This window comes from Cellulomonas xiejunii (genome assembly GCF_024508315.1).
Classification (GTDB): Bacteria; Actinomycetota; Actinomycetes; order Actinomycetales; family Cellulomonadaceae; genus Cellulomonas; species Cellulomonas xiejunii.
The window spans coordinates 3694756-3715449 of the sequence record NZ_CP101987.1; the positions used below are offsets into that span (position 1 = coordinate 3694756).

Here is a 20694-nt window from a genome sequence, read left to right on the forward strand (position 1 = left end):
CAGGGGGACAGGTGGGGGCGGTCACGACGAGGCGGGCGGCGGCCGAGGACGCCGATGCGCGCGGCGGCGCGCCGTCCGGGTGGGCGATCGCGGGTGTCCTCACCGGTCTGGTGGTGGCGGCGACGATGGTCGGCCTGCTGCTGGTGCGCACCCGGAACCGGCTGGACGGGCGGCTCGACGGGTCGCCGTGGCTCGACCGGGTGCTGGAGTACGACGTCGACTGGTACCTCGGGTCCCTGCGACGGCTCTCCGCGCACGTGCCCGCAGGACCGTGGGCCGGCGTCCTGGTGGGTGTGGCCGTGCTCGCCCTGGTGACCGCCCTGGCGACGGCGGTCGTCAGGCGCCGGCGCGCGTGAGGGCCTCCGCGATCGGCACGTCACCGGAGACCAGCTCCCACTGACGGCCGATCGTCGCGTCCTCGAGCAGGACGGCGGCGACGACCGCCGCGACGTCGGCGCGCGGGACCTGGCCACGCTCGACGTGCTCGCCCAGCGTCACGCGCCCGGTGCCCTCGTCGTCAGTCAGCCCGCCGGGGCGCAGGATCGTCCAGTCCAGGTCCGTGCCGCGCAGCGCCTCGTCGGCGTCGCGCTTGGCGACGACGTACGCGGCCCACACCGCCGGCATGTCGTCCGTGATCGGCGCGTCGACCCCGATCGCGGACACCTGCACGAACCGGCGGACCCCCGCGAGACGCGCCCCCTCCTGCGACTTCAGCGACCCCTCGAGGTCGACGCTGCGCTTGCGCCCCGCGTTGCCGTCGGGGCCGGCGCCGGCCGCGAACACGACGGCGTCGGCTCCCGCGAAGGCGGTCGCGAAGTCCTGCTCGTCGGACTCCTCGATGTCCAGCAGCACGGGCTGCGTGCCGAGCGCCGCCAGCTCGTCGGCGTGCTCGGGCCGCCGGACCAGCGGCACAACCTCGTCGCCGCGGGCGACCAGCAACGGTGCCAGCAGCCGCGCGACCTTGCCATGGCCGCCCACGACGACGACGCGCATCAGGACCGCCCGCCGGTGACCAGGATGCGGTCGCCGGTGACGTACGACGACTCCTGCGACGCGAGGAACACGTACGCCGGTGCGAGCTCGGCGGGCTGCCCCGCGCGGCCGAGCGGAGTGTCGGAGCCGAAGTCCTCGACCTTCTCGGCGTTCATCGTCGCGGGGATCAGCGGCGTCCAGATCGGCCCGGGGCAGACCGCGTTGACGCGGATGCCGTCCTCGGCGAGCTGCTGCGCGAGGCCCTTCGAGAAGTTGTAGATCGCGGCCTTCGTCGACGCGTAGTCCAGCAGCGGCGGGCTCGGGTCGAACGCCTGGATCGAGGAGGTGTTGATGATCGACGCACCCTTCCCGAGGTGCGGCAGCGCGGCCTGCGTGATCCAGAACATCGCGTAGATGTTGGTCTTGAGGACGCGGTCGAGCTGCTCGGTCGTGATGTCCGCCAGCCCGCCGGTCTGCGCCATCTGGTAGGCGGCGTTGTTGACGAGGACGTCGAGACCGCCGAACGCATCGACGACCTTGCCGGGCAGCGAGCGCGCGTGCTCCTCGTCGCGGATGTCGCCGGGCAGCAGCAGGCCGCGCCGGCCCGCCCGCTCGATCCACGCGAGGGTCTCGCGCGCGTCGTCCTCCTCCTCCGGCAGGTAGGAGATGGCCACGTCGGCGCCCTCGCGGGCGAACGCGATCGCGACCGCGCGGCCGATGCCGGAGTCGCCGCCCGTGACGAGCGCGCGCCGGCCGTCGAGGCGCCCGGAGCCGCGGTACGACTCCTCGCCGTGGTCCGGCTCCTGCTGCATGTCCTCGGTGTGCCCCGGGTGCGCGATCTGCTCGGCGGACTGCGCCTCGGGCTTCGGGTGCTGGGTCGTGGGGTCCTGGGGTGTCGTCTGGTCTGCCATCGGTCCATCGTCGTCGGGGAGGACCCGCCCGGCATCCCGAGACGCCCGCCCGGCGCGGCGCCCGCCGCGCCGGGGCGGACGGGCACGTCAGTCCTGCGCCGGTGCCTCGGAGATCTCCGCCAGAGCGGACCGCGGGTCGAGCTCGGCGGCGAGGTCGCCGATGCTGAGGACGCCGACCGCCAGACCGCCCTCGACGACCGGCACGCGGCGCACCGCCTGCTCGCGCATGATGCGCACGACGTCGGCGACGTCGTCGTCGGGCCCGACCGTCACCAGCTCGTCGGTCGCCAGCTGGCCGACGGGGGCGTCGAGGCCGATGCCCTCGGCGAGGCCTCGCACGACCAGGTCGCGGTCGGTGACGATGCCGACGACCGTGCCGTCCTTGGCGACGACGAGCGAGCCGAGGTCCTGCGCCGCCATCGTCTGCGCGACGGAGCGCAGCGTGTCGGTGACCTCGACGACCGTCGGGTGGGGCGTCATGAGCTCGGAGACCGTGCGGGTCATGTCCGTCCTCCTCGTGCTGGGTGTGCGGTCGGCGGGGGCCTCCCGCGGGTGGCGGGGGCGCCGCCCGGCGTCCACGGTCCGTCACCGGGCGCCCACCCGCATCTCGAGGACGGCTCGCCCCGGCAGAGGACGCGCCGCTGGTCGCGGCTCGTCAGGGGTGTCGGTGGGCCGCCGTAACCTGCCGGTGTGATCCTGCTCGACGACGGCACCCTGACCTACTCCGCGAGCGACCTGACGTCCGCGGCACAGTGCGAGCACGCGGTCCTGCGCGCGCTCGACGCGCGACTCGGACGGGGCCCCGCGGTGGAGCCGGACGCCGACGTCGTCCTCGCGCGCGTGTCGCACCTCGGTGACGAGCACGAGCAGCGCGTGCTGCGCGCGATGGTCGCGCGCTACGGGGTCTGGCAGCCGGGCGCGCACGGCGGCCTCGCGCAGGTGCCGGGGACGCGGGACCCCGCGTCACGTGCGCACCTCGAGGCCGCGCACGCGGCCACGCTCGACCGGCTCGCGTCGGCGCAGGTCGTGCACCAGGCCGCGTTCTTCGACGGACGCTTCGTGGGGCGTGCCGACTTCGTGGTGCGCGAGGACGACGGCACGTGGTCCGTCCGTGACGCCAAGCTCGCGCGCAACGCCCAGCCGACGGCGCTGCTGCAGGTGGCCGCGTACGCGGACCAGCTCGATCGCGCCGGGCTGCCGGTGGCCCGGGAGGTGCAGCTCGTCCTGGGTGACGGCGTGGTCACGCGGCACGCCGTGGCCGACCTCGTCCCCGTGTACCTGGACCGGCGCGCACGGCTGCAGCACGTGCTCGACACGCACCGCGCGCAGGACGGCCCGGTCACCTGGGGCGACGAGCGGTGGTCGGCGTGCGGCCGCTGCTCGGTGTGCACGGCCGAGCTCGAGGCGCGGCGTGACGTCACACTCGTCGCCGGCGTCTACGAGCGGCAGCGGGCGGCACTCGTGGCCGCCGGCATCACGACGATCGACGCGCTCGCGGCCGCACCCGACGGTCTCGAGGTCGAGGGCCTGAGCCCCGCAGTCGTCGAGAAGGCCCGGCTCCAGGCACGGCTGCAGGTCGAGCAGGAGGCCCGCAACCCCGACCCCACGCACCCGACGGACGTCCCGTGGGCCGTGACGCACCCCGAGCGGATCGCCGAGCTGCTGCCGCCGGCCGACCCCGGGGACATCTTCTTCGACTTCGAGGGCGACCCCCTGTGGTACGACGCCGCGCTGGCCGGTGAGCCCGACGCCTGGGGGCTGGAGTACCTGTTCGGCGTGGTCGAGAACCCGCCGTCGCCCGACGCCGAGGCGCCGTTCGTCGCGTTCTGGGCGCACGACCGCGCCGCCGAGCGCGTCGCCCTGCGCGACTTCCTCGCCTACCTCGCCGAGCGCCGCGAGCGGTTCCCCGCCATGCACGTCTACCACTACGCCGCGTACGAGAAGTCGACGCTGCGGCGGCTCGCCGGGCGGCACGGCGAGGGCGAGACGCAGGTCGACGCGCTGCTGCGCGAGGGTCTGCTCGTCGACCTGTACGCCGCGGTCAAGGCGGGCGTGCGCACCGGGCAGCGGTCGTACTCGCTGAAGAAGCTCGAGCCGCTGTACATGGCCACCGGCCGCGGCGACGGCGTGACGAACGCCGCCGACTCGATCGTCGAGTACGCCGAGGCCGTCGCGGCCCGCGACGCCGGCCGGCTCGACGACTGGAACGAGCGCATCAAGGCCATCGAGGTCTACAACCACTACGACTGCGACTCCACGCGAGGGCTGCGCGACTGGCTGCTCGCGCGGCTCGCCGAGGTCGGCGTGTCGCCCTCCCGGCCCGTCGTGCTCGACCCCGAGGCCGAGGCCCGGGCAGCCGAGCTCGGTGCACCCGACCCGCTCGAGGACGAGCTGCTCGCGATCGCCGGGCCGGGACCCGGTGAGGGCGTCGTGCGGACCCCAGCGCGGCAGGCCGTCGCGCTCGTGGGCGCGGCACTGCGCTACCACCAGCGCGAGGACAAGCCGTACTGGTGGGGCCACTTCGACCGGCTCGCCGCGCACCCCTCGGACTGGACCGAGCGGCGCAACGTGCTGCTCGTCGACCGGCCGGGCGCGGTCGAGGTCGTGACGGACTGGCACGTCCCGCCCGGCAAGAAGGTCGAGCGGCGGGTGCTGCGCATGACCGGGCGTCTCGAGCCCGGCAGCGACCTGCGGGCCGGGGCGCAGGCGGTCGGCCTGTACGACCCGCCCCTGCCCGAGTGCGTGAAGACGTCCGTGGACGGCCCGCGCGGCTGGTGCGAGCGCATGACGGTGCTCGACGTGACGGCCGAGCTCGACGGTGCCAGGCCGCGCGACGTGCTGCTGGTCGAGGAGACCCGCCCGCGGGGGTCGGCGTCCTTCGGCGAGGTGCCGATGGCCCTCGCACCCGCCGGGCCGATCGCCACCGGTCCCCTGCGCACCGCGATCCGCGGGCTCGCGGAGCGAGTGCTCGATGCGGTGTCGCGGGACGGGGTGTCGCGGGACGGGGTGTCACGAGACGGTGGGTCGAGGGACGGGGTGTCACGAGACGCGGCGTCGACGGACGCGCCCGACGTCGTGCTGCCGCGCGCCGCCGTACTCGACCTGGCCCTGCGCCGCCCGCCGCGTACCCGCTCGGGCCGGCCGCTGCCGACGGGCGACGACCTCGTGGACGTGCTCACACGCGCGGTGCTCGACCTCGACGACTCCTACCTCGCGGTCCAGGGGCCGCCCGGGACGGGCAAGACCTACACGGGTGCGCGGGTGATCGCGGCGCTCGTGGCGCGCGGCTGGCGGGTCGGCGTCGTCGCGCAGTCGCACGCCGTGGTCGAGAACATGCTGCGTGGCGTCGCGAGCGCGGGCGTGCCGTCCGAGATGATCGCGAAGAAGGCTCCGGGCTCGTCCGACGGCCGCTCCGCCGACCCTGCCGCGCCGTGGACGTGGGTCCCCGACGCGGGGTTCGGGGCGTTCTGGGCTGCGCACCCCGGCGGGTCGTCGGGCACGGGCGCGGTGCTGGGCGGCACGGCGTGGGACCTGGTCAACGCCAAGCGGCTGCCGTCCGCGCCGCTCGACCTGCTGGTCGTCGACGAGGCAGGGCAGTTCGCGCTCGCGAACACGTTCGCCGTGGCGGGCTCGGCCCGCAACCTGCTGCTCCTGGGCGACCCGCAGCAGCTGCCGCAGGTCAGCCAGGGCACGCACCCCGAGCCGGTCGACCGCAGCGCGCTGGGGTGGCTGACCGACGGGCACGACACCCTGCCCGCGGACCTCGGCTACTTCCTGCCCGTGAGCCACCGCATGCACCCCGCGCTGTGCGGCGCGGTCTCGACGCTCGCCTACGAGGACCGCCTGGTCTCGGCGCCCCGCGCGGCGGCACGCTCGCTGGACGGTGTGCCGCCCGGGGTCCACGGCGTGCTCGTCGACCACCACGGCAACGCCGTGTCGTCCCCCGAGGAGGCCGAGGTGGTCGTGCGGTTCGTCAGGGACCTCGTCGGACGCACCTGGCGCGACCCGCACGCCGCACCGGCCGAGCGTCCGCTGACGCCCGAGGACGTGCTGGTCGTCGCCGCGTACAACGCCCAGGTGTGGACCGTGCGCCGGGCTCTCGACGCCGCCGGGTTCACCGGCACGCGCGTGGGGACGGTCGACCGGTTCCAGGGTCAGGAGGCGCCCGTGGTGCTCGTGACCACGGCGGCGTCGTCCCCCGACCAGGTCCCCCGGGGCCTGGACTTCCTGCTCGACCGCAACCGGCTCAATGTCGCGGTGTCCCGCGGGCAGTGGGCGGCGTTCGTGGTCCGCTCGGCGCACCTGACGCGGACCCTGCCACGCCGGCCGGAGTCGCTCGAGCGGCTGGGCGCGTTCGTCGGCCTGACCACCCGCTCGGTCGTGGAGCCGCCCGCGGGGCCGTAACGTCGGGCCCGGGCGGTGCGCGAGCAGGTCGGCGCGCGGCAGAGGCATGCACGGTAGAGGTACGCACGGGACTCGGAGGAACCATGGGCGTGGACGAGGAGTTCGAGCGGGTGCGCACGGCGCTGCGCGTCGAGGAGCAGGCGCTCGCGCGGGAGTTCGAGCAGATCGACGCGGAGGCGCGGGCCGCCGTGGACGCGAGCGTCGCGCACGTGCGCGAGCAGCTCGCGACGCAGGCCGACCGCATCCGCGAGGCGATCGCGCAGCAGCGCGAGGAGGTCGCGGCCCACAGCGAGGAGCTCCGCGCGGAGGTCGAGGGCGACGGGGAGGACCTGCCCGGGCCGCCCGCGACGGACGAGACCGAGCCCGCGCACGAGCAGGACCCGACGCACGAGCAGGACCTGACGCACGAGCAGGACCCGACGCACGAGCAGGACCCGACGCACGAGCAGGACCCGACCGGCGACCCTCACTCGCTCCAGCAGCCGGACGGCACGAGCGTCGACCAGGTCACCCCAGGCGGCGACGAGCCGGACGAGCGGATCGGCGACGTGGAGCGCGGCGACTGACCACAGCGTGTCCTGACGCGGCGGTCCCGACGTCACAGGCCACACCGCGGCTCGTCGCAGCGCACGAGCATGCTGTCGTCGCGCTGGTTCACGACGACGTACGGCCGAGCGTCGCCGTCGACCGCGAAGAACGGGCCGACCCGCCCGTCGTCCCAGGGTGACGCCGGACGCTGACCCGTCATGAGGCCGGTGCGCATCGTCGTGCACGCGTGGTCGTCACACGCGTGCAGCTGCACACCGGCGCTCACGGTGGCCACCAGCGGACGTCCGGTGCTGTCGACGGCGATCTCCGCGTCGTCGTGCAGGCCCCCGGGCACGGTCGACGTGGTGGTGCCCACGCACCGGTCGTCGGCGCACGCCAGCACCCGCAGCCCTCCGTCCTCGGGCGCGCGGTAGAGCACGACAGGACGGCCGTCGTCCGGCACCGCGAGGTCCAGGAGCGGTCCGTACCGCATCTCGTCCGTGCGGTACGTGAGTGCGTCGCGGTCCTCCCCGAGCACGAGCACCTGCACGTCGGTCACCTGGGTCGCACCGGGCTCGGCCCGAGCCAGACGCAGGATCCCGTCCTCGAGACGCGCCACCCACAGGACGCCGTCCGCAGCGAACCCCGCGTGCACGATGTCGTCGCCCCATACCGGCCCGAGTGCGAGCGGCGCCGGGTCGGTGCACGACGCCGTCCAGCACACGGCCGCTACGAGCGACGTCGTGTCTGCCCCCATCACGGGGTACACCGCAGCGAACGCGCCGTCACGGGCGGCCACGGCGTGCATCGGCCGGGGGTCGCTGGACCACCACCACTCCTCGGGCACCCAGGGCCCCAGCTGGGCAGACGCCCGGCGCGCCGGGTCGGTGCAGTCGGTCTCGCACCTGACGACCTCGTAGCGGACCGGGTGCTCGTCGGTCGTCCCCACCGCTGCGAGGACCACCATCGCGGACGTGCCGGGGTCCACAGCGACCGCGACGGAGGAGAATGCGCCCTCGTCGCGCTGGTCGACCACGCACGATCCGCGCGGGCCGCAGATCGCGACCGAGAACGCGTGACGCACGAGGCCGTCGTCGGACCAGGCGATCAGGGGGCCGGCGGACCAGCCCGGCACGATCCTGGCACCGTCCGGCCCGCCGACGACCGTCGGTGCGGCCACGTCCGTCAAGGTCTCGGTCGAGGGCGCGAGCGCAGGTGTCGGGTTCAGAGCGGCGGGGCCCCAGGCGACCAGGGGCACCAGCAGCCACGTCCCGACGACCGCGGTCCACCCCGTCAGGGCGGTGCGTCGTGCGGGGCGCGCGTGCCCGGCGGCCGGTTCCTCGACAGCGACCGGTCGCATGGCACGCCGCACGCCGACCCAGGCGAGCGGCTCCTCCCCCAGGCGCTCGGCGGCGGAGGTGGCGCGCACGTGCAGCCACGTCAGGGCGACGACCGACACCGTGAGCACCAGGGAGCCGGCCACCGCCTGCGCGCCCTGCAGCACCACCTCCACCCACAGCCGCGGCTCCGGCGCACCCCGTGCCCACGCGGAGTCGATCCGCCACGCCTCGGCCCGCGCGATGCGCTGGAGCACGACCATGATCCCGACGGCGAGCACGACGACACCCAGCACCAGCATCGGCGCCCGTCGCAGCTCCTCCCTCGCCACCGGCCAGCGGCGCAGGTCGGCGACTCGGCGCCGGGCCGCACGCAGCCCGAACCCGTGCAGCAGCGCGCAGACGAAGAGCTGTGCCACGGCGACGGCACCCGCCACCAGGAACGCCGTGAGGAGCAGGGTCATGAGGCTGGCCGCGAGCCCTCCGACGACGAGCGCCAGGGTGTACAGCAGCACGTACGGCACCACGCCGGCCAGCAGCAGCCCGACGAGCGACGCGAGCACCAGCGCCCACCTGCGGCCGACCTCTCTCAGCGTCGCCGCAGCGCCGGCCCGCACGTCCAGCACCTGGGCACCGGCGAGCAGGACGACGACCGCCTGCAACGCCACGCCCGCCACGGAGCTCAGGACGGCGCCGACCACCGCGGTGACGTCCGCCGCGGGCGCCTCCGCCGTGAAGACGAAGCCGCTCTCGTGCAGCATCGTCGGCACCGACCACGCGTGCACCAGGGTCACGGCTGCCGACCCCAGCGCGGTCAGCACGAAGGTGAGGGCCACGGGCAGCAGGAGCCAGGGCCGGCGTCGGATCTCCTCGAGCGCCTCGCTCACCGGTGACCCGAAGACGATGCGCGGGGTGACGGGCGGTGAGGCCGCCGGCCCGGCAGCCGAGGCAGGTTCCGTCACGGCGGGACCATCGGGGACGGGCAGCGTCGGGGACATCGGGTCCTTCCGGGGTCGGCGGTACGCGCGGTCGCGGTGGGTCAGACCAGGACGAAACCACCGGATCGCGCAGCGGTGCCGAGCGTAGGGACCGGCGTCGGGCACGCGCAGGCGTCATCCACAGGTGGCCGGTCGACGGGCAGCACGTCGCCGCGACGCCGTGACGCCGTGACACAGACCGTCGGGGCGCGGCGGGCGGGTGCCAGGAGCGCAGAATGGCCGGGGCGCCGACCCTCGGCTCCGCGACACGGATGGAGGACCCATGGGTCTCGACGACCTCGTGAAGAAGGCGAAGGGCGCGCTCGACGGCCGCGAGGAGCAGGCCAAGGACGCACTCGACAAGGCGGCCGACGCGATCAAGGCGCGCACGGACACGGGTACGGACGCGACGATCGACAAGGTCGTCGACGCCGCGAAGGACCAGCTGGACAAGCAGAAGAAGGCCTGACCCGCACCACCCGCCGAGCGCGGCAACCCACCGCCGAGCGCGACACTCAACCGCCGAGCGCGGCACTCAACCGCCGGGCGCGGCACTCAACCGCCGAGCGTGGCACCCCACCGCCGAGCGCGGCACTCAACCGCCGAGCGCGGCACTCGTTGGTGCCGCGCTCGCGTGCGATGTGCCGCGCTCGCGTGGGATGTGCCGCGCTCGCGTGCGATGTGCCGCGCTCGACGGGAGGCGGGCGTGCGTCAGGTCAGGGACTCGCCCGTGTGGTCCGGCAGGGCGAGCGCGCCCAGTGCCGCGACGACGAAGACCGCGGCGAAGACCGTGAACAGCAGACCGGTGCCACCCACCTCGCGCAGCTGCGGCACGGCGAGCGGCGCCAGGATCGAGGCGGTGCGCCCGACGCCGGCAGCCCACCCGGCGCCGGTGGTCCGTACGCGGGTCGGGTACAGCTCCGGGGTCACCGCGTACAACGCGCCCCACGCGCCGAGGTTGAAGAACGACAGCAGCAGCCCTGCGCCGATGATCTGCGCGTCGCCCGACGCGGCGGCGAACGCCCCGGCTGCGACGGCGGACCCGACGAGGAAGGCTGCGAGCGTCTGTCGCCGCCCCCACCTCTCGACGAGGACGGCCGCCGCGGCGTACCCGGGCAGCTGGCCGAGGGTGATGATCAGCGTGTACCCGAACGACCGCACGAGCGTGTGCCCGTCCGCCGCGAGCAGCGACGGCAGCCAGATGAACGCGCCGTAGTAGGAGAAGTTCACGGCGAACCAGACGACCCACAGCGCGGTCGTGCGGCGGCGTAGCGACGGCACCCAGAGCGCCGCGAGCCGCGGCGCCAGCCCGTCGACCGCGGACCCGTCGACCCGGGACGCGTCGGCGGCAGTCCCGTCGCGCCCCTCTCCGTCGGCGGCCGACCCGTCGATTCCCGACCCGTCGATTCCCGGCCCGTCGGCCCCGGACCGGTCGACGGCCGACGACGCTGCCGACGCGTCGCGCACCTGCGCGCCCGTCATCCCCCGGTGCCCCACGGCCGGCGACGCCTCGAGGTCCGCGACGACCTGCTCCGCCTCGGCGTGCCTGCCGCGCGCCTGCAGGAAGCGCACGGACTCCGGGAGCCCGCGGCGCACCACGACGGAGTAGATCGCGGGCAGCGCGCCCAGGGCGAGCGCCCACCGCCAGCCGTCGTCGCCGGAGGGCACGACGAGGTAGCCGATGAGGGCGGCGAGGATCCACCCCACGGCCCAGAAGGACTCGAGCACCACGACGGCCCGGCCGCGGATGCGCGGCGGCGCGAACTCGCTGACCAGCGTCGAGGCGACGGGCAGCTCGGCCCCGAGCCCGAGCCCCACGACGAACCGCAGCACCATCAGCACGGCCACCCCGCCGGCGAGCGCCGACGCGCCCGTCGCGACGCCGTAGATCAGCAGCGTCAGGGCGAACACCTGCCGGCGCCCGATCCGGTCGGCGAGCAGCCCGCCGACCGCGGCACCGACCGCCATGCCCGCGAACCCGGCCGACGCGACCCACCCGAGGGTCGTCGCGTCGGTGCCCCACACGACCGCGAGCTGCGCGATGACGAACGAGATGAGCCCGACGTCCATCGCGTCGAACGTCCACCCGACCCCCGACCCGACGAGCAGCCGGACGTGGCGGCGCGTGACGGGCAGGGCGTCGAGGCGTTGCGCCGGGTCGGTCGCGGTTTGCCCGGCGGCGTCGGCCGGGGTGGGAGCGTCCGGGTCGCGGGGGACGTCCGAGGTGGTCACGGGCTCTCCTGGGTGCCGCTGGGAGCGGTCGATGGCGACCGCGGTGCCGGGCGGCGTCGTCGTCGCACCGCTGCGCATCGTCGCCCACCGCGGCCCGGTCCGCCAGGGCACAACGGGCCACACCCGCGCCCTGCGCACCGCCCGTGTCCCGCGCGTCCGCAGGCCGCGTCGCCCGCGTCCCGAGCTTCTCCCGCGCCCGCAGGGCCCTCGCGTTCCGGCGTGCCGCGGGTCGCCCGCGTCCCGCGCCTCGTCCCCTACGACGCGCCCGCCGGCTCCACCCGGAAGACGGGGTGGTCCCCGGAGACGGCCTCGAAGGCCTCGACGGGCTCGCGCCAGTCGACCCGCACGTGCGGGCGGGTGCCCGGCGCCACCTGGACGATCCGGCGGATGACGGGGGCGCGCTCCTCGACCGGAACCTCGACCAGCAGGACCTCCCGCGCCCGGCCGTGACGCAGCACCGCGCGACCGCCGGCGGCGCGCACGTTCCACACCCACGCGCACTCGCCGAGCATCGACACCAGGTACCAGCGCCCGTCCACGTCGGCCATGCCGAGCGGGAACCGCGCGATGTTGCCGGTACGTCGTCCGGGGACCTCGAGCGTCACCCAGCGACGCGGCGTGAGCCACGTGCCGTGCAGCGCGGCGTAGAGGCGCGCGGCCCGACGCGCGAACGCGTCACCGCGTCCGCCTGCGTAGTGGCGCCGCAGACGCGCCGCCTGCCACTGGACGAACCGTCCCATCGGAGCCCCCTGCCCGTGTCGACGAGCCGATGGTGGCGTGCGTCGGGCCGTGGGGCCAGCGCGGAAGGTCCTGCCCCGTGCCGGACGGTCAGATCTCGCCGTTGAAGGGCCGTGCGGGGACCCCGGGCAGCTCGCCCTTGCGGTCCGCGGCGCCGGAGGCGTCCTCCTGGTCGTCGCCGACCGCGTCCTCCGGTGCGGGCGGGGCGTGCGGCGCGGTCGCGGTGACGGGGTCCGGGACCTCGTCGGGGGTCGGGGTGACGGTGTCGTCGGGGACGGACATCGGTGGCCTCCCTGTCATCGGTAGGCTCGATGGTGGCACGACGCGCCTGCGCCCGCGCGCCGGGCGACCGGTGCCCGCGAGCGGCCGACCACTGCCCGTCGTCAGGCGAGCAGGCGCGCGATCACACGGGCTCCCGCCGCGGGCGTGATGTGCTCCGGCCCCAGGAGCCGGGCCCCGAGCGGGGCGACGTTCAGCAGCGCGACGACACCGAGCGTCGTGTCGCGGTCGTCCTGCGTGGTGCCGGGGGCCGACTCGCGTCCCTCGCGGGCGTCGCGGGCACGGCGCAGGTCGGCGACGTGCTCGACGAGCGCGTCGAAGGCGCGCGCGTAGAACCCGCCGAGCTCGTCGGCGTCCTCGGGGTGGCGCAATGCGTACGCGAGCAGCTCGACGGCGAGCAGCAGGCGCGGGTCGTCGGAGGACAGCGCGAGCGCGTCGGTGAGGGCGCCGACGTCGACGCCGGCGGGGCCGACGCCGGGCACCGTGTGCTGCGACGGGTCACCCTCCTCACCGAGGCGGGCCCGGGCGACGGCGAGGAAGAGCTCGCGCTTGGACCCGAAGTGCGCGTAGACCGCGCCCTTGGTGTACCCGGCCTCGGCGGCGACATCGTCGACGGACGCGCCCTCGAAGCCGCGGGCCGCGAACACGCGCGCCGCGGCGTCGAGCAGGTCGGCCCGCGTGCGGTCGACCTTGCGCCGCCGGCGCTGCTCCCGCGTGCGGGCGTCGTCGGCGATCGACCCGGTGGCGTCCGCCAGCTCCCGGGCGGCCTCGCGCAGCCCCTCGGCGACGGCGTCGGTCACCTCCGGCAGCAGACGTTCCGCCTGCGTGCCGAGGGCACGCGTGAGCTGCGCTGCCGCGTCGGCGAGGGCGCGGCTCGCGGCGCTGATGCGGTCACGGTCGTCGGCCATCCCCTCACGATACGCGGAGCCCATACCGAAGGGTTGATACCGACGGGTATATCTGCGTACTGTTCAGCATGTACCGATCGGTATCTGACTGGAGGACGAGATGACCGGGCAAGACGTGCTGACGGTCCGCGGGCTGCGCAAGCGGTACCGCGGGCGCCGCGGTGTGCAGGCGAACGACGGCATCGACCTGGACGTGTCCGCCGGTCAGGTGGTGGGGCTGCTCGGCCACAACGGCGCGGGCAAGACGACGCTCGTGCACCAGGTCGTCGGGCTCGTGCGGCCGGACGAGGGCACCATCACCGTCACCGGCCTCGACGCGGTGGCCCACCCCGAGCACGCGCGTCGCCTCGTCTCCATCCAGGCGCAGGCCAACGTGCCGATCAGCGGCCTGACGCCACGGCGCGCCATCGAGCTCGTCGGCCGGATCCGCGGCGCGTCGCCCGCCGACGTGCGCCGCCGCGCCACGGACCTGCTCGACGCCCTCGACCTCGGCGCCTGGGCCGACACCCCGGCCGAGAAGGTGTCGGGCGGCGTCGCGCGGCTCACCGCGTTCGCCATGACCACGGTGGTCCCCGGGCGGCTGGTCGTCCTCGACGAGCCCACCAACGACGTCGACCCGGTGCGGCGCCGGCTGCTCTGGCAGCAGATCCGCGGCCTGGCCGACGCCGGTCACGGCGTCCTGCTCGTCACGCACAACGTCCGCGAGGCGGAGCGCGTCGTCGACCACCTCGCGATCCTCGACCGCGGTGTCGTCCTGGCCGCCGACACCCCGAGCGGCCTCACCGCGCGCCTGCGCGGCACCCTCACCCTCGAGGTCGACACCGTGCCCGGCGTGCCCGTGCGCTGGCACGCCGCCGCCCGTGACGCCGCCTCCGGCCACCTGCGCGCGACAGCGAGCGTCCCGTCCGACGCGGCCGCCGACGTCGTGCGCTGGGCGCAGGACGAGGTCGAGGCCGGACGGCTCGAGCGCTACGCGCTGACCCCCGCGTCCCTCGAGGACGTGTACGTGCAGCTCGTCGGCGAGCCCGTCGACGTCACCGAGGAGGTCCCGGCAGCATGACGACGCTCACCGCACCCGCGCCGACGCGCACCGACGGCCTGCGGCAGACCCTGCTGCTCGCGCAGTGGCAGCTGCGTCGGCAGTCGCAGTACCTGCCGCTCATGGTCGTCGTCCAGGTCTTCATGGCCGTCGCCACCGTCGTCGGCTACGGGCTGCTCGTCGGCGACCCCGACCCCGTCACCGCGCTGTTCCTGGCCACGGGCGCGCCGACCATCACGCTCATCACCGTCGGGCTCGTGATGGTGCCGCAGATGGTCGGGCAGTCGCGCATCGAGGGGTCCCTCGACTGGATGCGGACCCTGCCCGTGCCGCGCATCGCGTTCCTGCTGTCCGACTTGCTGGTGTGGACGCTCATCGCTCTGCCCGGCATGGCCCTCGGCGTGCTCGCGGGGGTGCTGCGGTTCGACGTCGACCTGTCGATCGCGCCGTGGTTCCTGCCCGCGACCGTGCTCGTCTCGCTCACGGCCTCGGCCGTCGGCTACGCGATGGCGACGGTCCTGCCACCGCAGCTCGCGATGCTGCTCACGCAGGCCCTCGTCTTCATCGTCCTGCTGTTCTCCCCCGTGTCCTACCCCGCCGAGCGCATGCCCGCGTGGCTGCAGACCGCCCACGAGTGGCTGCCGATCGAGCCGATGGCCCAGCTCGTGCGCGCAGGACTCGCGCAGCACACGTTCGCGATGCCGACCCGCTCGCTCGTCGTGCTGCTCGTGTGGGCCGCCGCCTCGCTCGCGGGCGCTGCGATCGCCCTGCGGCGCCGCGCCTGACACCGACGACGGTGGCGCCCAGGCGGGCGCCACCGTCGAGCCCGAGCCGTCGAGCCCGAGCCGTCGAGCCGGAGCTGCGAGCCGGTGCCGTCAGGCCGGAGTCGTCCAGGCCGGAGTCGTCAGGCGACCCCGGTGCTGGCTCGGTTGCCGGGGACGGGCAGGATCGTCCCCTGGTCAGCGGGCTGCCGGGTCGCGTCCTGGTCCTCGTCCGGTGCGGGCTCCGCCTGAGGCGCCGTGCTCGTGACGGGGTCGGGGACCCCGTCCGGTGTCGGGACGGCTGTGTCGTCGGGCGTGGGAACCGCGGTGTCGTCGGGCGTCGGGGTGGTGCTGTCGTCGGGGACCGACATCGGAGACCTCCCTCTCGTTGGTGCCCACGAGCGTCACACACCGCACTCCCCCTGTCGCGCGGAACCCCTCTGCCCCACGCGACCGAGGAATCCGGCAGTCCCACACCCACCTTCCACTGCCTCGCGACACCGAGTGATCCGGTGTTCGCAGGCCCCGAATCCTCTGGCTCGTGAGCCAGAGGGGGACGGGGGTCATCCCTGCGGCGTATGCCACCGGCCTGCACAGATGCGTCTCACGGGCGTCCCGGTGGCACCCGGTCCCTCCGTACGTTCGAGTCACACCCGAACGAGGAGGACGCATGATCGAGGCCAACGGTCTGACCAAGCGGTACGGCGACAAGACGGTCGTCGACCACATGGACTTCACGGTCCAGCCGGGCAAGGTCACGGGCTTCCTGGGCCCCAACGGCGCCGGCAAGTCGACGACGATGCGCATGGTCGTCGGGCTCGACCGGCCCAGCGCCGGCAGCGTCACCGTCAACGGCAAGCCCTACGCGCAGCACCGCGCGCCGCTCGGCGAGGTGGGCATGCTGCTCGACGCCAAGGCCGTGCACGGCGGGCGGTCGGCGCGCGAGCACCTGCTGGCGCAGGCCACGACGCACGGCATCGGCAAGCGCCGCGTCGAGGAGGTCATGGAGCTCACGGGCCTCACGTCGGTCGCCCGCCAGCGCGCCGGACGCTTCTCGCTCGGCATGGGGCAGCGCCTGGGCATCGCCGCGGCGCTGCTGGGCGACCCGCAGACGCTGATCCTCGACGAGCCGGTCAACGGGCTGGACCCCGAGGGCGTCCTGTGGGTGCGCACGCTGCTGCGCGGCCTGGCCACCGAGGGACGCACCGTCTTCCTGTCGTCGCACCTGATGTCGGAGATGGCGCTCACGGCCGACCACCTCATCGTCATCGGGCGGGGTCGGATCGTCGCGGACGCCCCCGTCGCCGACGTCGTCGCGCTGGCCGGCAAGCCCGCCGTGCGCGTCCGCACGCCCGACGTCCGCCGCCTCGCCGCGCTGCTCGCCACGCAGCCCGGCATCGAGCTCGCGTCCACCGGCCCGGACGTCCTCGACGTCACCGGCACCACTGCCCCGGAGGTCGCCGCGCTCGCCGCGAGCGCCGGGATCGTCCTCCACGAGCTCGCCCCCGTGCAGGCCTCCCTCGAGGACGCGTACCTGCAGCTCACCGGCGACTCCGTCGAGTACCGCTCGACGGCCGCCGACGCCACCACCCGCCCCGTCGCAGGAGCCCACCGATGACCACCGCCACGCCCTCCACGTCCCTGCCCGCCAGCCGCACGCGGCCCCGCACCGTCGTGCAGCCCGTGACCTTCGGCCGCCTCGTCGCGTCCGAGTGGGTCAAGATCCGCTCGCTGCGCTCGACGTGGTGGACGGCCCTGCTCGCCGTCGCGTTCTTCCCCCTGATGGGAGCCATGCGCGCCTCGAGCGTCTCCGGCATCGCGGAGGACGCCCCGGACGACTGGTTCGTCGGGCCCGTGTACGCGATCTCCGGGCTCACGCTCGCGCAGCTGGTGCTGTCCGGGCTCGCGGTCGTCGTCATCACCGCCGAGTACCGCACGGGGCAGATCCGCTCGACCCTCGCGGCCGCACCGGCCCGCGTGCCGGTGCTGCTCGCCAAGCTCGTCGTCGTCGTCGGGCTCGTGCTCGCCACGGGCCTCGTCGGGTCCCTCGCCGGGTGGGCGTCCGTCGTGCCGTGGTTCGAGAAGCTGCAGATGACGGTCGACCTCACCGACCCCGAGCACCTGCGGATCATGCTGGGCGTGCCGCTGTACCTAGCCGCCATGGCGGCCCTCGCGTACGGGATCGGCGCGGTCCTGCGCAGCTCCGCGGCCGGCATCGCGACGGTCCTGGGCCTCGTCTTCGTCATCGAGCCCACGATCTCCTACATCCCGTGGAAGCCCGTCCAGGACCTCGCGTCGCTCCTGCCGTCGGCCGCGGGTGGTCGGCTCATCACCAACGACGTCACCGGCTCCGTGATCTCGGGCTCGCAGAGCACGGCGCTGGGCCCCTGGGAGGGCTACGGCGTGCTTGTCGCCTGGGCCGTCGCCGCGGTCGTCGTCGCGGCCGTGCTGCTGCGCCGTCGGGACGCCTGAGCCGTGACCTGGGAGGATGCGCAGGTGACTGACGCGACGCCCCCCGAGGGCCGGGCCGCAGGGCTCGGCCCTCGCGGGTCGGCCACGGCCGCCGCGGACGATCGCTCGCCGCGCCCCGTCGGGCGCGTCCGGGCCCGGCTGCGGGCGATGACCAGCGCCTCGGCACGGACGTGGTGGCGGGCGCTGGCGTCCATGGTGCTCGTCGCCGCGTTCGTCGCGTGGGGCGCCATGATGGCGGTCGGCGCCGAGTCGATGTACACGCTCAGCCGGTACGTCGGCCAGCAGCAGACCGACACCATGGCCTACGGGTCGGCGCTGCTCACCCTGGTGGGCGCGGGCGTGCTGCTCGCGCGGCACCGCTGGCCGGAGCTGGTCGCGGCCGTCCTGGCGGCGCTCGCGATCGCGACGCTCGTCGTCGCCGGCGCGACCAACGGGTACGAGCTGGCGCTCGCGGCCGCGCTGTTCGCCGTCGCGGCCGCCCGCCCGCCCCGCACGACGTGGCTCGTGGCCCTGGCCGTCCTGGCGCCGGTGCTCGTCGCCGCACGGCTCGCGCCGCGCGTGGGGCTCGTCGGGTCCCTCGCCGCGGGCGGCGCACCCGGCGAGGTCGACGCGGTCTCGCGGTTCCGGCTGCCCTGGATCCTCGCGGACGTGCTGCCGCCCTCGTGGGTCATCACCGCCCTGCCCGTGGTCGTGCTCGCGCTGTTCGGCATCGCGTTCGGCACCCTCGTGCGCACCGCCCGGCTCCGGGCCGCCGACCTCGCGGAGGTCGCCGCGGCGCGCGCCGCCGAGGAGGAGCACCGTGCCCGCGTCACGCAGGCCGACGAGCGCGCCCGCGTGGCGCGCGAGATGCACGACGTCATCGCGCACTCCATCACCGTGATGATCGCGCTGGGCGGTGGCGCCGCCGCGGCGATCGACCGGTCGCCCGACCAGGCCCGGCGCGCGCTCGACGAGCTCGTCGACACCGGGCGCGGTGCGCTCGGTGACGTGCGACGCATCCTCGGCCTGCTGCACGCGCCGGACGACACGCACGCTGCCGACCGTCCGGAACGCGCCGTCGCCGGTGCGACCGCACACCCGGCCGGCTCGGCGGCGGGCGACGACGCGTCGTCCGGCGACGTGCCGATGGCCCCGCAGCCCGGTGTCGAGGACCTCGACCGCCTGGTCGAGCGGTTCCGCACCGCCGGCCTGCCCGTGCGCACCGCGGGACTCGCCGTGGCCGGGCTCGAGGGCCTGGACGCCACCGTCCAGCTCGCCGTGTTCCGCGTCGTGCAGGAGTCCCTCACCAACACGCTGCGTCACGCGCCCGGCACGGCGTCCGTCGACGTCGCCGTGCGGCGGCTGGCCGACGCGGTCGAGGTCGTCGTCGCCGACCGCGGCCCGGGCAACGAGGACCGCGCCGCCACTGCGCCGGTCCCGGGGTCGGGGCGCGGAATCGCAGGCATGACCGGACGCGTCGCCGCCTTCGGTGGGACGCTCGAGGCCGGCCCGCACCTCGGCGGGTGGCGCGTGCGCGCGGTCCTGCCGCAGCCCGGCGGCACGACCGGCGCGACGACGGGCGCGACCCCCCGCGTCGAGCAGGCCGTGCCGGCGACGAACGAAGGAGAGGCATGATCCGCGTCCTGCTGGTCGACGACCAGGCACTCATCCGCATGGGCTTCCGGCTGCTGATCGACAGCACCGAGGACCTCGAGGTCGTCGGGGAGGCGCAGGACGGGCAGTCCGCGATCGAGCAGGTCGCCGCGCTGCGTCCCGACGTCGTCCTCATGGACGTGCGCATGCCGGGGGTCAACGGCATCGACGCGACCGCGCGCATCGTCGAGACGCACCCCGAGACGCGCGTGCTCGTCCTGACGACGTTCGACCTCGACGAGTACGCGTTCGCGGCGCTGCGCGCCGGGGCCAGCGGGTTCCTGCTCAAGGACGCCGCCCCGGCCGAGCTGTCCGCCGCCGTGCGGACCGTCGCGTCCGGCGAGGCCGTGGTGTCCGCGCGCATCACGCGCCGCATGCTCGAGCTGTTCGCGGGGCACCTGCCCGCGGGTGCGTCCGTCGCCGACCCGAACGCCCCGCACCCCCGCCTCGCCGACCTCACGCCCCGCGAGGTCGAGGTGCTGCGGGAGGTCGCCGAGGGGCTGTCCAACGCGGAGATCGCCGGGCGCCTGTTCCTGTCGGAGGCGACCGTGAAGACGCACGTCGGACGCATCCTCGCCAAGCTCGGGGTGCGGGACCGGGTGCAGGCCGTCGTGGTGGCGTACGAGACGGGGCTGGTGCGGGTGGGGGGGTGAGGCACGCGGCCCGTCGGGTCGTCGGTGCGCAGGTGCGCGACGAACGGCGCCGGGTCGTGTACCCACCACACGGAGGCCTCGCCGAGGCCGTCCGTGAGCGTGATGCGGTGCGGGCCGACGCGGGTCAGCCGCCCGCGGCTCCGGACGGGGCCTACCTCAAGGCCGACCGCCGGTACCGAAGGGCGTCACCGCATGCGCTCGGCGTCCGCCGACCAGGTCGGCGTGAGCTCACTCCTCGTCGAGCGGAGGGATCGGCACGGCGCGGTCGAAGCGCGCACCCGCCGGGTTGCTCGGCAGCAGCATGAACACGATGCCGACGAGCACGAGCCCGGGGACGAGGCACATCAGGAGCAACCAGCCGGACAGGTTCGCGTCGTGCATGCGGCGGACCGCCAGGGCGAGGCCGGGGATGAGGAGCAGGAGCCAGGCCAGGGCGGCCAGGCCGAGCACGATCCCCATCACCCAGCCGAAGGCGGTCGAGTCGTCGCCGACGATGCTGCCGGTCACGCCCGCGACCACCGCCCCGACGACGCCGAAACCCACCTCGACCAGCAGGTAGAACAACGCGGCCCACCAGTACTCGCTGCGGCTCGCCCGACCGCTGAACACCGTGTAGCGACGCAACAGGCGGCGGACCGCCTGGGGGAACGTCGCGCCCGGGAGCGGCGAGTCGTCGAAGAGGTCGTCGGGCAGGTCCGTCGTCACCGCTGCGTAGTTCTCCGTCACGGTCCGTGAGCCTAGGGCGCGAGCGTGCGCCCCGTCCTCGATTTCCACAGGATGCCCCCGGACGGCCCCTCCTGATGCGCGGCACCTCGCACCTGTGGATGACGTCGCCGTGTGTCCGGATTGAT

20 protein-coding genes are annotated in these 20694 nt (G+C 75.0%); 10 read left to right on the forward strand and 10 right to left on the reverse strand.

The features are described from left to right. Positions 1–11: 11 nt before the first annotated feature. Positions 12–356: a hypothetical protein gene (locus NP048_RS16980; protein WP_227575252.1), complete on the forward strand. Its 345-nt coding sequence runs from the start codon at positions 12–14 to the stop codon at positions 354–356. On the opposite strand, the gene NP048_RS16985 is transcribed toward NP048_RS16980, so the two are convergent. From NP048_RS16985 to NP048_RS16995, 3 genes are all read right to left on the reverse strand, one after another. Next, entirely contained in the window at positions 337–993 is a 657-nt protein-coding gene (locus tag NP048_RS16985; RefSeq protein ID WP_227575251.1) for an NAD(P)H-binding protein, read from the reverse strand. The two genes, NP048_RS16980 and NP048_RS16985, sit on opposite strands and share 20 nt — an antisense overlap. Then, on the reverse strand, positions 993–1883 hold the full coding sequence (locus tag NP048_RS16990) for an SDR family oxidoreductase (protein WP_284439708.1): 891 nt from the start codon (positions 1881–1883) through the stop codon (positions 993–995). Before NP048_RS16990 ends, NP048_RS16985 begins: the two co-directional genes overlap by 1 nt. Positions 1884–1970: 87 nt before the next feature. Then, a complete protein-coding gene (locus tag NP048_RS16995; RefSeq protein ID WP_227575250.1) occupies positions 1971–2387 on the reverse strand; it encodes a CBS domain-containing protein in 417 nt (138 codons plus the stop codon). 186 nt (positions 2388–2573) lie between these two features. On the opposite strand from NP048_RS16995, the gene NP048_RS17000 reads away from it, so the two are divergent. Both NP048_RS17000 and NP048_RS17005 read left to right on the forward strand, forming a co-directional pair. Then, positions 2574–6287, forward strand: a complete 3714-nt coding sequence (locus NP048_RS17000) for a TM0106 family RecB-like putative nuclease (protein ID WP_227575249.1) — start codon at positions 2574–2576, stop codon at positions 6285–6287. Between the two features lie 89 nt (positions 6288–6376). Next, positions 6377–6853, forward strand: coding sequence for a prolipoprotein diacylglyceryl transferase (locus NP048_RS17005; protein WP_256769336.1), 477 nt, complete (start codon positions 6377–6379; stop codon positions 6851–6853). A 32-nt stretch (positions 6854–6885) separates the two neighbouring features. Here NP048_RS17005 and NP048_RS17010 read toward each other — a convergent pair whose 3' ends face one another. Continuing rightward, entirely contained in the window at positions 6886–9114 is a 2229-nt protein-coding gene (locus NP048_RS17010; protein ID WP_227575247.1) for a hypothetical protein, read from the reverse strand. 298 nt (positions 9115–9412) lie between these two features. On the opposite strand from NP048_RS17010, the gene NP048_RS17015 reads away from it, so the two are divergent. Continuing rightward, positions 9413–9598, forward strand: coding sequence for an antitoxin (locus tag NP048_RS17015; protein WP_227575246.1), 186 nt, complete (start codon positions 9413–9415; stop codon positions 9596–9598). A gap of 242 nt (positions 9599–9840) precedes the next feature. On the opposite strand, the gene NP048_RS17020 is transcribed toward NP048_RS17015, so the two are convergent. The 4 genes from NP048_RS17020 to NP048_RS17035 form a co-directional block, all read right to left on the reverse strand. Beyond that, positions 9841–11361 carry an MFS transporter gene (locus tag NP048_RS17020; RefSeq protein WP_372456761.1) on the reverse strand — a complete coding sequence of 507 codons (1521 nt, stop codon included), beginning with the start codon at positions 11359–11361 and terminating at the stop codon, positions 9841–9843. 254 nt (positions 11362–11615) lie between these two features. Further along, the gene (locus tag NP048_RS17025; protein ID WP_227575245.1) at positions 11616–12101 is read right to left on the reverse strand and encodes a nitroreductase/quinone reductase family protein; all 486 of its coding nucleotides are present in this window, start codon (positions 12099–12101) and stop codon (positions 11616–11618) included. A gap of 88 nt (positions 12102–12189) precedes the next feature. Further along, the gene (locus NP048_RS17030; protein WP_227575244.1) at positions 12190–12381 is read right to left on the reverse strand and encodes a hypothetical protein; all 192 of its coding nucleotides are present in this window, start codon (positions 12379–12381) and stop codon (positions 12190–12192) included. 101 nt (positions 12382–12482) lie between these two features. After that, a complete protein-coding gene (locus NP048_RS17035; RefSeq protein ID WP_227575243.1) occupies positions 12483–13286 on the reverse strand; it encodes a TetR/AcrR family transcriptional regulator in 804 nt (267 codons plus the stop codon). Between the two features lie 100 nt (positions 13287–13386). On the opposite strand from NP048_RS17035, the gene NP048_RS17040 reads away from it, so the two are divergent. Both NP048_RS17040 and NP048_RS17045 read left to right on the forward strand, forming a co-directional pair. Beyond that, positions 13387–14346, forward strand: coding sequence for an ABC transporter ATP-binding protein (locus NP048_RS17040; RefSeq protein ID WP_227575242.1), 960 nt, complete (start codon positions 13387–13389; stop codon positions 14344–14346). Next, a complete protein-coding gene (locus NP048_RS17045) occupies positions 14343–15110 on the forward strand; it encodes an ABC transporter permease (protein WP_227575241.1) in 768 nt (255 codons plus the stop codon). The genes NP048_RS17040 and NP048_RS17045 overlap by 4 nt, the downstream gene beginning before the upstream one ends. 119 nt (positions 15111–15229) lie before the next feature. Here the strand turns inward: NP048_RS17045 and NP048_RS17050 are convergent, their stop codons facing one another. Further along, the gene (locus tag NP048_RS17050) at positions 15230–15457 is read right to left on the reverse strand and encodes a hypothetical protein (protein WP_227575240.1); all 228 of its coding nucleotides are present in this window, start codon (positions 15455–15457) and stop codon (positions 15230–15232) included. Positions 15458–15756: 299 nt separating this feature from the next. Between NP048_RS17050 and NP048_RS17055 the strand changes: the two genes are divergently transcribed. From NP048_RS17055 to NP048_RS17070, 4 genes are read left to right on the forward strand one after another with little or no spacing between them, the layout of a single operon-like run. Continuing rightward, the gene (locus tag NP048_RS17055; RefSeq protein WP_227575239.1) at positions 15757–16704 is read left to right on the forward strand and encodes an ABC transporter ATP-binding protein; all 948 of its coding nucleotides are present in this window, start codon (positions 15757–15759) and stop codon (positions 16702–16704) included. Beyond that, entirely contained in the window at positions 16701–17558 is an 858-nt protein-coding gene (locus tag NP048_RS17060; RefSeq protein WP_227575238.1) for an ABC transporter permease, read from the forward strand. Before NP048_RS17055 ends, NP048_RS17060 begins: the two co-directional genes overlap by 4 nt. A gap of 24 nt (positions 17559–17582) precedes the next feature. Next, complete coding sequence (locus NP048_RS17065; protein ID WP_227575237.1) at positions 17583–19172, forward strand: sensor histidine kinase; 1590 nt, start codon at positions 17583–17585, stop codon at positions 19170–19172. Then, on the forward strand, positions 19169–19843 hold the full coding sequence (locus NP048_RS17070) for a response regulator (protein WP_227575236.1): 675 nt from the start codon (positions 19169–19171) through the stop codon (positions 19841–19843). The genes NP048_RS17065 and NP048_RS17070 overlap by 4 nt, the downstream gene beginning before the upstream one ends. Positions 19844–20071: 228 nt before the next feature. Here the strand turns inward: NP048_RS17070 and NP048_RS17075 are convergent, their stop codons facing one another. Continuing rightward, a complete protein-coding gene (locus NP048_RS17075; RefSeq protein WP_227575235.1) occupies positions 20072–20569 on the reverse strand; it encodes a DUF805 domain-containing protein in 498 nt (165 codons plus the stop codon). Between the last annotated feature and the right edge of the window lie 125 nt (positions 20570–20694).